Genomic DNA, 12,353 nt, shown 5'->3' with positions numbered 1-12,353 from the left:
GCGCCGCGAGCCCGCTAGTCAGGCGAAATCCTCGTAGGTGGGCCGCTCGCGGTCGCCCGGGAACTCGTCGATCGGGGCCTGCGTCTGGTCGCCCGACTCCATATCCTTGATCGTCACCTCGTCGTTCTCGAGGTCCTGTTCGCCGACGATGACGACGGTTTCGGCGTTGATCGAGTCGGCGTAGTTGAGTTGGGACCCGAACGAGCGGCCGGCGACGTCGGTCTCGACGACGTGTCCGCGCCCGCGGAGATCGCGGGCGACGCGAGCGGCCTCCGTGCGGGTGTCGCCGATCTGCAGGACGTAGTAGTCGGTCCGGATCTCTTCGTCGGGCCAGACGCCGGCCCGCTGACACAGCAGCGCAAGCGTCGCGTGGCCGGGCGCGACGCCGACCGCGGGCGTCGGCTGACCGCCGAAGCTCTCGATCAGGTCGTCGTAGCGGCCGCCGCCGAAGATCGACCGGGAAACCTCGCCGGCGGAGTCGAAACACTCGAAGACGACGCCCGTGTAGTAATCGAGCCCGCGGGCCGTCTCGAGCGAGATCGTACAGTACTCGCGTGCGCCGAAGTCGGCGGCGGCATCGAGCACGTGCTGGAGGTTGTCGACGGCGTCGGTCACGCGCTCGGTGTCGGCGAAGGCCTTGACCGCCTCGAGGTCGCCGTCGGCGATGAGATCGTCGAACGCGGCGGCCTGATCGTAGTCGAGGCCGGCCTCGACGAGCAGGTCGTGATACTCGGCCGTCGAGAGTTTGTCGGACTTGTCGACCGCGCGGATCGCGTCGTCGATATCGATCTCGGCGTCGTAGGTCTCGAGGACGCCGCCGAGGATGTCTCGGTGGGAGATCCGGAACTCGAAGTGGTCGCCGGTGAGTCCGAGGTTCGTCAGGGCGTCGGCGGCCCACGCGAGGATCTCGGCGTCGGCTTCGGGTTCCGACGAGCCGAAGATGTCGACGTTGGTCTGGTAGAACTCCCGCTGGCGGCCCTGCTGGACCTGTTCGTAGCGCCAGAACGGTCGCGTCGAGAACCACTTGATCGGTTTGGATAGCTCCTGTTGTTTGGCGACGACCATCCGGGCGACCGTCGGCGTCAGCTCCGGCGTCAGCGTCACGTGACGGCCACCCTGATCTTCGAACGCGTACAGTTCCTCGACGATGTCGTCGCCGCTTTTGTCCGTCCACATCTCTGCGCGCTCGAGGGCGGGCGTTCCGATTTCGCGGAACCCGTACCGGCGAGCGGTCTCCTCTACGGTGTCGATGGTCGCCCGTCTGGCGGCCATCTCGCCGGGATAGAAGTCACGAAAGCCCTTGATCCGGTCGTACATGACCGTCCCTTCGGGAACGGCGAACTTCTAACCTTTCGTTTGGGGATCGGCGCGCTCCCGAACGCCGGTCACGTAGGTCTGTTCGTGATCCGGGAAGAGTTCCGCGACCGCGCCGGCACCGTCCTCCGATTCGATGAGCGCCCGCAGTTCCGCCTCGTAATCGGCCCGCCTGATCTCCTCGCTCGGTCCCACGGTCACGTCGAGGGTCGTCTCGACGAGCCGATCGACCGCTCCCCGACCGAACCCGGAAAGGGGCGCGATGTAATCGACGCCGTGGCGATCCTCGAGACTCTGGGCCTGCGCCCGCGACACCGTCGGCACCCGGTCGTCCCGTCTGGTGCCGTCGGCGATCGCGTCGAACTCCTCGGCCGCGAGTCGCTCGAGCGCGTGCTCGTGGACGTGCTGAATCCCGTTTCGCGGGAACCCGTCCTCGCGGATCAACGCCACGGCCTCGCGGGCGACGTCCGGGTCGAGTTCGAGCCGCCGGAAGTCGAACCCGATGGCGTCGGCGGTCTCGCGGGCGTGTCGCCAGTCGTCGCTGATCCCGAAGTGGGCCGTCATCAGCGTGACGTCGTAGAAGTCATCGAGGAGAAGCGCGGCCAGCGTCGAGTCTTTGCCGCCACTGTAGAGCAGTCCTAACTCCATTCGCTCTCAGCGACGCTTGATGTCGAAGCTCTTGGAGTCGGGCTTGAGCTCCTTGAGGAGCTGTTTCATCTTCTGGTCGTCGATCTTCCCCTGAATTCGCCCGCTGCGGGCGAGTGAGATCACCTGTCGTTCGACCTGTTCGCCGAACTGGGGCTTGCTCATCTTGACGGTGTTGAGCCGCTTGCGGGCGTCGTCGGTCAGGTGCTGGCGCAGGAGTGCGTTCTTCTGGGCTTCGGCCTGTTGCTGGGCCGCCTCCTGTGCACCCTCGTCCTGGGACTCTGCCCGATCCTGTAGCTGTTCCATTTTCTTCTGTCGCAACTCCTCGAGTTTCTCCTCGTCGGGGGAACCACTCATAGCTATGGGGAAGTGTTGTTCCGCACGGCGGAAAATGATTTCGGACGAGACCGACGCTACTGACGGCTCTGGCGGGGCTTGGATAGCGGAAAACCGCTCCCGTGACCGGCCGTCTACGCGTAGCGCTCGAGTTCCGGACGGTCGAGGTCCGCGAGGACGTCACCGGCGGTGTCGTCGAGCAGGCTCTGTCCGTCGGCGGTGACGCGACGGCCCTCGCCTTCGGCGGTCTCGACGAGCCCTTCCGCTTCGAGTTGCTGGAGGATCGTTCGGATCAGGTTGCGCGAGCCGTCGGCGCGGCGGTCGGGCGCGACGCGGTAGCGGGTCGAGCCGCTCTTTGCGCCGCCGTACTCGGTCGCGAGCCGTTCGACGCCGACCGGGCCGCGGTCGGCGACCTTGCGCAGGAGACTGGCGGCACGAACCGCCCAGAAGTCCTCCTGTTCGGGCGGCAGTTCGCGATCGACGCCAGTCTTTACGAACTGACTCCAGTCGGGTTCGTCGAGCCGTTCCTCGAGATCGTCGGCGAGCGCCTCGATGAGGTCGTCCGCCGGGACGTCGTACATCGTAGCCATTGGCGTCTGGTTCCGCTCCGCGGCATTTAAACTACTCGATAGCAGAATCGTCCCGCGGTCCGGATCGTTTTTCCTGTTCGATTCGAAACGGGGCGTATGGACGAACGCGCCGCGCTGGCGCTGCTGGAAAGCGAACTCGAGGCGGTCGGCGACGACGCGGCAGTCGTCGACGGACTCGTGGTGACGACCGACATGCTCCACGAGCGGACGGACTTTCCCGACGGGACGAGCCGTTACACGGCCGGTTGGCGGGCCGTCGGGGCGTCGCTGTCGGACGTCGCGGCGATGGGTGCCGAGCCGACGGCCGCGGTCGCCGCCTACGCCGCCCCCGAGTTCGACCGCGAGGCGTTGCTCGAATTCGTTCGCGGCGCGGGCGACGTCTGCGAGCGCGTCGGGACACGGTACGTCGGCGGGGATCTCGACGGCCACGACGAGTTCACCGTGGCGACGACCGCGATCGGCCGGACGGACGCTCCCGTCCGCCGCAGCGGTGCCCGGCCGGATGATCTCGTCTGCGTAACCGGCACCCTCGGACGCAGTGCCGCCGCGCTCGAGTACTTCGACCGCGGCGAAACCGAACGCGGGAACGACCTGTTTCGGTTCGAGCCGCGGATCGAGGCCGGACTGGCGCTTGCACCCCACGCGACGGCCATGATGGACTCGAGCGACGGCCTCGCGCGGTCGCTCCACCAGCTCGGGGAGGCGAGCGACTGTGGGTTTGCCGTCGAGTCCGATCGGCTCCCGATCGACGACGCGGTGTACGACGTCACCGCCGACGCCGACGCGGCCCTCGAGCGGGCGACGACGTTCGGCGAGGACTTCGAACTCGTCGCGGCGGTTCCCGAGGACGCCCTCGCTGCGGTCCGATCGGCGACTCCCGTTCCGATTTCGGTCATCGGTACGGTGTGCGATCGGGAGGCCGGCATCACGATGGACGACGAGCCGCTCGCGGATCGCGGGTATACCCACTGTTGACCCGGACGCGAGACCGGAGGAGAACGTCCGATCGGCGATCGAAAACTCGAGGTGGCCGCCGGTTACTCGATGATCTCGATCGGCACGGTCATGAAACAGAGCAGTCCGAGCGCGAACGTGAGGACACCGAGGGCGATTCGACCCGGCCCCAGCGATTCGTCACGGATCGGCTGTGCCGGTCCGACCGACGCGAGCACCACGGTGAATATCCCCCAGAACGCCCAGATCGCGACCGAATTGCCGCTGTAATCGCGGACGTAGTAGAGGTAGCCGGCGAGCGTAAAGAGAACGCCCGGCACGAGCGCCGCGATCGTCTCCTGATACTCGCCCGCGATCGCTCTGAGGACGTGGCCGCCGTCGAGTTGGCCGACCGGAATCAGGTTGAGGAACGTGACGAACATGCCGACCCAGCCGCCGATGACGACGGGGTGGACCGAAGTCGCCGGATCACCCTTGTACAGCGGCTGATCGACGGCCGCCGCGAGCCACTCGAGCAACAGGGGATAGCCGAGTTCGATCCGGATCGCGTTGGGGTCCTGAACGACCTCGGGTGACGCGGTTACGGGCGGGAGATGCAGCCCGATGACGGTGACGACGATCGTCGCGACGAGGCCGGCCAGTGGCCCGGCAATTCCGATATCGAACAGCGCCTTGCGATCGGGCATTCGACCCTTCATTTTGATGACGGCTCCCATCGTCCCGATGAGCGTCGGGACCGGAATGAAGTACGGCAGCGAGGCATCGACGTTGTGATACCGGCTCATCACGTAGTGTCCCATCTCGTGAACGCCGAGGACACCGAGGATCGCGACCGTAAACGGCCAGGCGCGCCACATCGCCGCCGGGTTTGCGATCGGATCGATGTGGTACCACATCGACCCGGCAAACAGCGTCGAGACGACCGTCAATCCCAGAAGGACGAGGTTCAGCCACGGAATCCCGTCGACGCCGACGCTTGCCGGTTCGGCGACCAGCACGTACTCGCCGTGCTGGGTGGTAAACTGGACCTCGTATCCGGCATTCCGGAACGCGGGCCACAGTTCGCGTAGCAGTTGTTCCGGCGGGACCTTCGGGTCGCCGTAGTAAAGCAGCCGATCCCCGTCGGTCTGGGTTTCGTAGACCGAAAACACCGATTCGATCCGTTCGAGCGGCGGACCGTCCTCGAGCGTCCCCGCGGCGGTCCGACGGGGACCACTTACCCGGGACGAATCGACGTCGTCCATCACCCGTGGTTCGTCGTCGTCTCGTATAAATCGACTGCACTCGGCAGGGTCGACCGTCTTCGACCCGTTGCCGGCGGTCAGCGGGTCGTCGGCAGGGCGGTCGTGCCGGATGGCGTCGGGGACGCGCCGGCACGTGCGTGAGGAGGATAATACGGATCGGAGCTGACCGCGCTCAGGGGACAGGTGGGATCTGTGGGGTCAGGGCAGGGGGCGGTCTATGGGTCGATGTCCGGACAGTCACGCGGGTTCGACGCGCCAGGTCGTCGCACTCGTGTACGACCATTTTTCGATCTCGAGGTCGCTCGCGGAGTCCGAGAGTTTGACCATCAGCGCGCCGATCTCTTTCGGGGACATTCCAACGTCGTCGGCGATGAACTTCCCTTTGAAGTACAGCTCTCCGTCTTCTGCGCGTTCGCGCAGGTAGCGTTTCAGGCGGCGTTCTTTGCTTTCCGTGGAGGGTTGGGCTGTCGTGCTCATCGACATCTCCTCCTTGTGGGGGAGATATGTTATAAAGGAAGGATGGTTCGCGGCATTTCGATTGTGTTCAGCTATCTGGGGGGTAAGCGATGTTTTATTCCCATTTACGATACGTTTTACTGCACCCTTAGATACCTCGAGACGTTTTAAAACACCAGCTAATTCATTATCTCACGTATCGGTTCCTTGTTCGATAATCGATCTTGGATTACGGTAATTCGTTACTTCCACAGAGAGAATTAGATAATTCTCCGGGAGAACAATAGCATAAAAAACGCCGGAGGAAATCGATCTACTGGGATCGTTCGTGCACCCAGAACTCGTCTTCGACCGTCACCTCTTTTTTGAACAGCGGGACTTCGTCTTTCAACCGGTTGATCCCGTCCTCGACGGTGCGGAACGCTTCCGTTCGATGGCCTGCCAGTACGACGACGAAAACGATGTCCTCCCCGTCCTCGACGATCCCCGTCCGGTGGTGGAGTTCGACCGCGAACACCCCTTCGCGCTCCTCGAGCTCGGTTTCGATGGCGGCCATCCGCTCGTCGGCGACGCCCTCGTACTTCTCGAACTCGAGGTACTCCGTCCGCGCGTCGTCCGCGTCGTCTTTCGCTCTGACACGGCCGGTAAACGTCGCGATGGCACCGGCGCGATCGGCCATCGGCGAGCGTTTGATCCGGCTCACGAGAGATGCGAGCGTCTCGTAGGGCTCGCTCTTTTCGAGTTCGGCGACGAGCTCGTCCACGTCCAGTTCCGCGGGCGTTTCGACGGTCTCGAGGACGGCCTCTTCCGAGCCGTCTCCCGTCGACGTGCCGACGACGAGCGTCGGATAGCGCAGCGTCGAGACGCCGACGACCACTGCGTAGTCACAGTGGGTCGCCAGTTCGTCGAGCGCGTCCTGCACCGTCAGTCCGGTTCCCGTGGCGGTCCAGTCTCCGTCGGCCCCGAGATCGTAGGTGACGTCGCCACCCAGTGCGACCGGTTCGTGCATCCCGTCCGCGATCGTCGCGTCGTATCTGACGACGCCTACACGTCCCTCCCGGGAGAGTCGTTCGACGGACCGATCGACGACTCGCTCTACGGCCCCGTCGCCCGCCTCCCGCTCGAGAATGCCGAGTACGTGCATGGCTAGGACGTGGATGGGTTGGACTTTGTAGCTGTCGCTGCGTTGTGTCGTGACGCCGCGGGACGGCCCGGTGGGACGCTCCCGAAACGGTCCCGGATGGTTTTGCGTTCGGTCCGCGAACGGCCGACTATGACCCCTCGGATCGGCATTACGGGTGACGTCATGCTCGGGCGGCTCGTCGACGACCGCCAGCAACGCCGCTCGGTCGACGCCGTGTGGGGGACCGTCCGCGAACGGCTCCGGCAACTGGACGGACTCGCCATCAACCTCGAGTGTGTCCTCTCGACGCGGGGCCAGCAGTGGCAACGAACCCGCCGGCCGTTTCACTTCCGTGCGAACCCCGACTGGGCGGTGCCCGCACTCGAGGACGCCGGGGTCGATATCTGTGCGCTGGCGAACAACCACGTGCTGGACTTCGAGGAGGTCGCACTGCGGGATACGATCGAACACCTCGACGAAGCTGGTATCGCACACGCCGGAGCCGGCGAAACGCTCGACGACGCGCTCGAGCCTGCCGTCCGGTCGATCGAGGACCTCGAACTTGCGGTCGTCTCGTTTACGGACAATACCCCGGAGTACGCGGCCGACGAGACGTCCCCCGGGACCGCGTGGATCGACATCGACGTCGGTAACGCCGAAACGAAACGGCGGGTCCGCGACGCGCTCGAGCGCGCACGCGAAACGGATCCTGACCTGCTGGTCGCCTCGCTTCACTGGGGGCCGAACATGGTCGCGGAGCCGCCGGACACATTCCGTGAGTTCGCCCGCTGGCTGATCTCCGAGGGCGTCGACCTGCTCCACGGCCACAGCGCCCACGTCTTCCAGGGGATCGAGGTCCACGAGGGACGGCCGATCATCTACGACGCCGGCGATTTCGTCGACGACTACGCGGTCGACGCCGAGTTGCGCAACGATCGGAGTTTCCTGTTCGTCCTTTCGACGACGGCCGACGGGACGCTTCGGGAACTCCGGCTGTATCCCGTCGAGATCGACGGCTGTGCCGTCCACGAGGCGAGCCCCGACGCAGCCGCGTGGTCCCGCGAACGAATGCGGGAGCTGTCGGCCCCCCTCGGTACCGAATTCGACCACGCCGGCGACTCGCTCGTCCTCTCGCTCGAGGAGTAACGGCGTCCCCGGCTTGCTCTCTCGAGCGGGAAGCCGTCACAGCCGTCGCGTAGTTGGCAACCCTTAAGATAGCAACCCGGTTACACCGGGTTAGCATGAAGGTAGTCGTCTCTATCGGCGGGAGCGTGCTCGTGCCCGAACTCGGCTCGGATCGGGTGGCCGAACACGCTGCCGTCATCGAAGACCTCGTCGCGGACGGCTGTCGCGTCGGCACCGTCGTCGGGGGCGGCGGCGTCGCTCGCGAGTACATCAGTGCCGCTCGCGATCTGGGGGCAAACGAGATCGAACTCGACCAGCTGGGCATCGACGTCACCCGCCTCAACGCACGGCTGCTCATCGCCGCGCTGAGCGAGGATTCCGTCACTGCACCGGCCGAAGACTACGAGGGGGCCGGCGAGGCACTTCGCCGGGGCGGACTCTCGATCATGGGCGGTGTCGCGCCAGCCCAGACCACCGACGCCGTCGGGGCTGCCCTCGCGGAGTACGTCGACGCCGACCTGCTCGTCTACGCCACGAGCGTCCCCGGCGTCTACAGCGACGATCCGAACGAAGACGCCGACGCGACGAAATACGAGACGCTCAGCGCGACGGAACTGGTCGACGTCATCGCCGGCCTCGAGATGAACGCCGGCGCGTCCGCGCCCGTCGACCTGCTCGCGGCGAAGATCATCCAGCGCTCGGGAATGCGCACGATCGTGCTCGACGGCACCGATCCGGATCGAATCGCACGCGCGGTTCGCTTCGGCGACCACGACGGGACCGACGTCATCCCCGACGGCGTCGGCGAAGAACCGACGTACTGGGCCCGAAACGAGCAATGAGCGACGAGAGTCCGTACACCCTCCAGCAGACGGACGACGACGCCCGACACGCGTTCTGGGCCGACGCCGTCGCGGATCGCGTCGAGGCGCGAGACCCCGACGAGCCGATCGTCGTCAAAGGCGGCATCTCGCCGTCGGGAGTCCCCCACCTCGGGAACGTCAACGAGATCATGCGGGGCTACTACGTCGCCGAGGTCCTGCGCGAGCGCGGCTACGAGGTCCGGCAGGTGTTTACCGCCGACGATCGCGACCCGCTTCGCAAGCTGCCGCGCACGCTCTGTGATCTCGAGGGGACCCTCGTCGATCTCGGCGAGGTCGACGCCGGTGCGCTCGGACGCAACCTCGGGACGCCGTACACCGACGTTCCGGACCCGTTCGGCTGCTGTGACTCCTACGGCGATCACTTCGCGACGATCATTCAGGACAGCGCCGACGCCCTCGACGTGCCGATCGAACTGGTCTCGAACACCGACCTCTACGAGAACGGTGCTCTCGAGGACGTCACTCGGTTCGTCCTCGAACATCAGGACCGCGCACGCAAGGTACTCTCGCAGTATCAGGACAAGGTCGACGCGGAGTACGTCCCGTTCAACCCGATCTGTGAGGCGTGTGGGAAGATCACCGAAACCGTCACGAGCGTCGACCTGGACGGCGACACCCCGACGGTCGACTACGAGTGTACCGATATGGACGCCGGCGACCGCACCATCGAGGGCTGTGGCCACGAGGGCACCGCCACGCTGCGGGAGGGCAAGCTCCCGTGGCGCTTCGAGTGGCCCGCCCAGTGGCAGACCCTCGGCGTCGACTTCGAACCGTTCGGCAAGGACCACGCCGAAGGCTCCTGGCCCAGCGGGCAGGACGTCGCGCGAAACGTCCTCGAGATCGACCCGCCGGTGCCGATGGTCTACGAGTGGTTTACCCTCGACGGCGAACCCTTCTCCTCCTCGGAGGGCAACGTCATTCTGGTTTCGGACGTGCTCGAACTGCTCGAGCCAGCGGTCCTCCGGTACTTTTTCGCCAAGGACCCCTCGAAGGCCCGGGACTTCAGCATCGAACGCCTCGACCAGCTGGTCGACGAGTTCGACCGGCTCGAGGCGATCTACTTCGGCGAGATCGAAGGTGACGAGGACGAGCGGGCGTTCGCCGAGCGCGTCTACCCGCTGCTGGTCGATGAACCCCGCGAGGAACGGATTCGCCTGCCTTACACCTTCGCTGCGGTGCTCGGGATGTTCGACGATCCCGACCTGCGCGAGGACGTCGCTCGCAAGGAGGGCCACGTTCCCGACGACGCGCCCGACTGGGCCGTCGAAGGTGCCCTCGAGCGGGTCGAAAAGGCCCGCAACTGGGCTCGCCGGACCGGAAACGAGTTCGACTACGAACTCAAGCGCACGGAGATCCCCGACCACGAGTTCGACGAAGCAACCGAGGCGGCGCTCGAGGAACTCGCCGACTTCATCGAGGACGGGCATGGTCCGGAAGAGATTCAGGGCGAGATATACGAGGCCGCCAAACGCCATGATGTCGACGTCGGTGACTTCTTCGCCGCCGGCTATCGGCTCTTCTTCGACGAGGAGCAGGGGCCGAAGCTCGGGCCGTTCCTCGCGAAAGTCGATCGGGAGTTCGTCGTGGCCAGACTGCGCCGGGAACGCTGAGGGATCGGCGAACCGATAGCTTCGGATTCGATCGGTCCCGATCTGCTAGTTGGACGTGTGCGAGTTCGTAAGCCAGCAGATACTAGTCGTCGTCGCTCTCGGGATCGTACTCGCCGGCGTTGAAGAGGGTGTCGTTGCCGCAGGTGAACGCCTTCGCGTCGATGAATTTGGTAGCTGTTATACTCTTCTGCAAAGCGATAGTTACCGACCGTCGTCCGGTCAGAGATGCAGGTCAGTGGGTGTATGTTCTTCCTGCCAGTCAGTGATCGTCGCGTTCGGATCGTGATAATTCTGGTAGACATCGTGGTTGCTGTACCAGCCGATGGCATCGTAGAATCCCGGCCCCTGTACGCGGATGTCTTCGGGGGGTGCGATCCCCATCGTGATGTAACAATCCCGGACCTGACACAGCAGGTGGCGAATTAGCGACCGGCGGAACGCCTCGATGTCGTCGAACTCGTAGGCCCGACCGAGTAGCTGGGGCCGAACGTCAGGGTCCCGATCCGGAACCGTCGCGGCAGCATCGGCAAGGACCTCTCGCTCGGTACCGCCCGCAGTCCAGCGGACCGCGACCGGACCGACCGCTTCGAGTACGGCATCACCGAACACCGCTGCGGTTTCGCTGACGTCGATGTCCTCTCGAGCAAACGCGGTCTTGAGTCGGCCCATCAAGCCGCCGTCGCGTGCCGTCGTCCGCTCAGCGACGCGTTCGAGCGTCTCGAGAACGCCGTCGGTAGCCAACTGGTCGACCAGATCGACCGTCTCGGCGTCGCTCATGCCGAGGTAGATATCCATCTCGACGCGCGCGTTCGCCGGTGCGTCGGGGACCTCCACGACGGGAGAGACGTCACCGCTTATGCTCCGGAGTTGCCGATAGTAGTCGCCGAACAACGCCTCGAACCGGTCGCTCGAGAGGGTAGCGATCGCCGCCGCGGCCGTTGCGATCCGGTCGGGGTTTCGCATCGATTCGACCGTGTCGTAGCCTCGCTCCCTGTAGACATGAAACTGAGCAAACCGTCGAGCTTGATTCCCGAGTTCGTTCTCTAGAACAGTTCGATCACTCGGGTCATTAGGATAATCATCTGATTCACGATATTTGATCTCACCATCGAATTCCATTTCAATCCAATGTTCAGAGTCGGTATTATCATAGACGTACATTCCAACCCGTTCGTCATTTTCCCCTGTGACTTCTGCATGCATCATTTAATCACTCCAATTCATCACGTTGGGAGTTCCCTTCTCCGTACTCGTCTCCCGTAATCCGCTGCTCAACGGCATCGACGATTGCGGAGAATTCCTGCGGACTAAGACTGGTCTCTTCACCAACGACGGCGTCGGCAGTACCGCCGCGAAGCGCTGGTGCAGCGTATGCACCGGACGCTGCAACGAGGGCCGGTATTGCCGCCCCACCAGTTCCGATCGTCGTCAGGGCAGCGAGCGTAGCCGCGACGCCACCTTCGACGGCACGACGCTCGTCGAGGAGTCCTTCCTTGAAGCGGTCGCCCCACGACTGGTCTTCGCCGAGGTCCTCGAGTTCCAGCGATTCGACGAGGTCGTCGTCGACTGCAGCGTCCTCGAACAGGTCCTCGATCTCCTCGGCTCTCTCGTTGAGATGGTCGTCGACGACCTCCGGAACACGCTCCTCGAGTTCCTGGTCGATCAAAGATCGAAGCTGACTCGGACTGTAGATCCCGTCATCGGACGCCGACCGCTGAATATGCACCTCAGTCCCCATTCGGTTGCTCACCAGCGGCTCCTCCCCCGACAGTGCATCCTGGGCCGCCTCGTCGGCTTCCCGTTCTAACTGCGGATCGGGATCGATCTCGAGGTCGGCGTCCGATTTGGGCATCATGCTGATCGCCGCACCGGTCTGCTGGCGGACGTGAGCGAGTTCGTGCGCAAGCAGGAACTGTCCCTCCGCATTCTCGGGATCGTACTCGCCGGCGTTGAAGACGATGTCGTTGCCGCAGGTGAAGGCTTTCGCGTCGATCGATTCAGCCGCTTCGGCGGCTTTCGCGCCCGTGTGGATGCGGACGTTCGAGAAATCCGCGTCCATCCGTTCCTCGAGA

Annotated in this window: 13 protein-coding genes and 1 pseudogene; 4 read left to right on the top strand and 10 right to left on the bottom strand. The window is 64.6% G+C overall.

Annotated features, from left to right (window positions below; all coding sequences use genetic code 11):
• Nucleotides 1-18 precede the first annotated feature (18 nt).
• The 4 genes from hisS to TX80_RS05485 form a co-directional block, all read right to left on the bottom strand.
• Nucleotides 19-1,317 (bottom strand): histidine--tRNA ligase, encoded by a 1,299-nt coding sequence (gene hisS / locus TX80_RS05500; RefSeq protein WP_049921998.1) that lies wholly within the window; start codon nt 1,315-1,317, stop codon nt 19-21.
• Between the two features lie 27 nt (nt 1,318-1,344).
• Nucleotides 1,345-1,962 carry a DUF7411 family protein gene (locus TX80_RS05495; RefSeq protein WP_049921996.1) on the bottom strand — a complete coding sequence of 206 codons (618 nt, stop codon included), beginning with the start codon at nt 1,960-1,962 and terminating at the stop codon, nt 1,345-1,347.
• A 6-nt stretch (nt 1,963-1,968) separates the two neighbouring features.
• The gene (locus TX80_RS05490; RefSeq protein WP_049921995.1) at nt 1,969-2,316 is read right to left on the bottom strand and encodes a DNA-binding protein; all 348 of its coding nucleotides are present in this window, start codon (nt 2,314-2,316) and stop codon (nt 1,969-1,971) included.
• 113 nt (nt 2,317-2,429) lie between these two features.
• Entirely contained in the window at nt 2,430-2,885 is a 456-nt protein-coding gene (locus TX80_RS05485) for a 30S ribosomal protein S19e (protein WP_049921994.1), read from the bottom strand.
• A 96-nt stretch (nt 2,886-2,981) separates the two neighbouring features.
• Here TX80_RS05485 and thiL point away from each other — a divergent pair, with 96 nt between their 5' ends.
• Nucleotides 2,982-3,860 (top strand): thiamine-phosphate kinase, encoded by an 879-nt coding sequence (gene thiL, locus TX80_RS05480; protein WP_049921992.1) that lies wholly within the window; start codon nt 2,982-2,984, stop codon nt 3,858-3,860.
• A 62-nt stretch (nt 3,861-3,922) separates the two neighbouring features.
• On the opposite strand, the gene TX80_RS05475 is transcribed toward thiL, so the two are convergent.
• The 3 genes from TX80_RS05475 to TX80_RS05465 form a co-directional block, all read right to left on the bottom strand.
• On the bottom strand, nt 3,923-5,083 hold the full coding sequence (locus tag TX80_RS05475) for a site-2 protease family protein (protein ID WP_049921990.1): 1,161 nt from the start codon (nt 5,081-5,083) through the stop codon (nt 3,923-3,925).
• A 237-nt stretch (nt 5,084-5,320) separates the two neighbouring features.
• On the bottom strand, nt 5,321-5,566 hold the full coding sequence (locus TX80_RS05470; protein ID WP_049921989.1) for a DUF7123 family protein: 246 nt from the start codon (nt 5,564-5,566) through the stop codon (nt 5,321-5,323).
• A 286-nt stretch (nt 5,567-5,852) separates the two neighbouring features.
• Nucleotides 5,853-6,683: a molybdopterin synthase gene (locus TX80_RS05465; protein WP_049921987.1), complete on the bottom strand. Its 831-nt coding sequence runs from the start codon at nt 6,681-6,683 to the stop codon at nt 5,853-5,855.
• A gap of 129 nt (nt 6,684-6,812) precedes the next feature.
• Here TX80_RS05465 and TX80_RS05460 point away from each other — a divergent pair, with 129 nt between their 5' ends.
• The 3 genes from TX80_RS05460 to lysS all read left to right on the top strand — a co-directional run bounded on the left by TX80_RS05460 (nt 6,813) and on the right by lysS (nt 10,281).
• Entirely contained in the window at nt 6,813-7,808 is a 996-nt protein-coding gene (locus TX80_RS05460) for a CapA family protein (protein ID WP_049922221.1), read from the top strand.
• A gap of 95 nt (nt 7,809-7,903) precedes the next feature.
• Nucleotides 7,904-8,629, top strand: coding sequence for a UMP kinase (gene pyrH / locus TX80_RS05455; protein ID WP_049921986.1), 726 nt, complete (start codon nt 7,904-7,906; stop codon nt 8,627-8,629).
• The gene (lysS, locus tag TX80_RS05450; RefSeq protein ID WP_049921985.1) at nt 8,626-10,281 is read left to right on the top strand and encodes a lysine--tRNA ligase; all 1,656 of its coding nucleotides are present in this window, start codon (nt 8,626-8,628) and stop codon (nt 10,279-10,281) included. The genes pyrH and lysS overlap by 4 nt, the downstream gene beginning before the upstream one ends.
• An 85-nt stretch (nt 10,282-10,366) precedes the next feature.
• On the opposite strand, the pseudogene TX80_RS19680 reads toward lysS, so the two are convergent.
• From TX80_RS19680 to TX80_RS18910, 3 genes and pseudogenes are all read right to left on the bottom strand, one after another.
• Nucleotides 10,367-10,450: pseudogene (locus TX80_RS19680) on the bottom strand (eCIS core domain-containing protein); the annotation flags it as partial.
• Nucleotides 10,451-10,500: 50 nt separating this feature from the next.
• Nucleotides 10,501-11,244, bottom strand: a complete 744-nt coding sequence (locus TX80_RS05445) for a hypothetical protein (protein ID WP_230198670.1) — start codon at nt 11,242-11,244, stop codon at nt 10,501-10,503.
• Between the two features lie 247 nt (nt 11,245-11,491).
• A partial coding sequence (locus TX80_RS18910) for an eCIS core domain-containing protein (RefSeq protein WP_154658591.1) occupies nt 11,492-12,353 on the bottom strand: 862 nt, incomplete at its 5' end.

Source organism: Halopiger djelfimassiliensis, assembly GCF_000455365.1.
GTDB classification, from domain to species: Archaea; Halobacteriota; Halobacteria; order Halobacteriales; family Natrialbaceae; genus Halopiger_B; species Halopiger_B djelfimassiliensis.
This window is presented reverse-complemented; position numbering and strand designations above follow the sequence as displayed.

Coding starts and splice junctions, on each gene's coding strand:
- hisS (WP_049921998.1), bottom strand. CDS start 1,317: ATGTACGACCGGATCAAGGGCTTTCGTGACTTCTATCCCGGCGAGATG.
- TX80_RS05495 (WP_049921996.1), bottom strand. CDS start 1,962: ATGGAGTTAGGACTGCTCTACAGTGGCGGCAAAGACTCGACGCTGGCC.
- TX80_RS05490 (WP_049921995.1), bottom strand. CDS start 2,316: ATGAGTGGTTCCCCCGACGAGGAGAAACTCGAGGAGTTGCGACAGAAG.
- TX80_RS05485 (WP_049921994.1), bottom strand. CDS start 2,885: ATGGCTACGATGTACGACGTCCCGGCGGACGACCTCATCGAGGCGCTC.
- thiL (WP_049921992.1), top strand. CDS start 2,982: ATGGACGAACGCGCCGCGCTGGCGCTGCTGGAAAGCGAACTCGAGGCG.
- TX80_RS05475 (WP_049921990.1), bottom strand. CDS start 5,083: ATGGACGACGTCGATTCGTCCCGGGTAAGTGGTCCCCGTCGGACCGCC.
- TX80_RS05470 (WP_049921989.1), bottom strand. CDS start 5,566: ATGTCGATGAGCACGACAGCCCAACCCTCCACGGAAAGCAAAGAACGC.
- TX80_RS05465 (WP_049921987.1), bottom strand. CDS start 6,683: ATGCACGTACTCGGCATTCTCGAGCGGGAGGCGGGCGACGGGGCCGTA.
- TX80_RS05460 (WP_049922221.1), top strand. CDS start 6,813: ATGACCCCTCGGATCGGCATTACGGGTGACGTCATGCTCGGGCGGCTC.
- pyrH (WP_049921986.1), top strand. CDS start 7,904: ATGAAGGTAGTCGTCTCTATCGGCGGGAGCGTGCTCGTGCCCGAACTC.
- lysS (WP_049921985.1), top strand. CDS start 8,626: ATGAGCGACGAGAGTCCGTACACCCTCCAGCAGACGGACGACGACGCC.
- TX80_RS05445 (WP_230198670.1), bottom strand. CDS start 11,244: ATGCGAAACCCCGACCGGATCGCAACGGCCGCGGCGGCGATCGCTACC.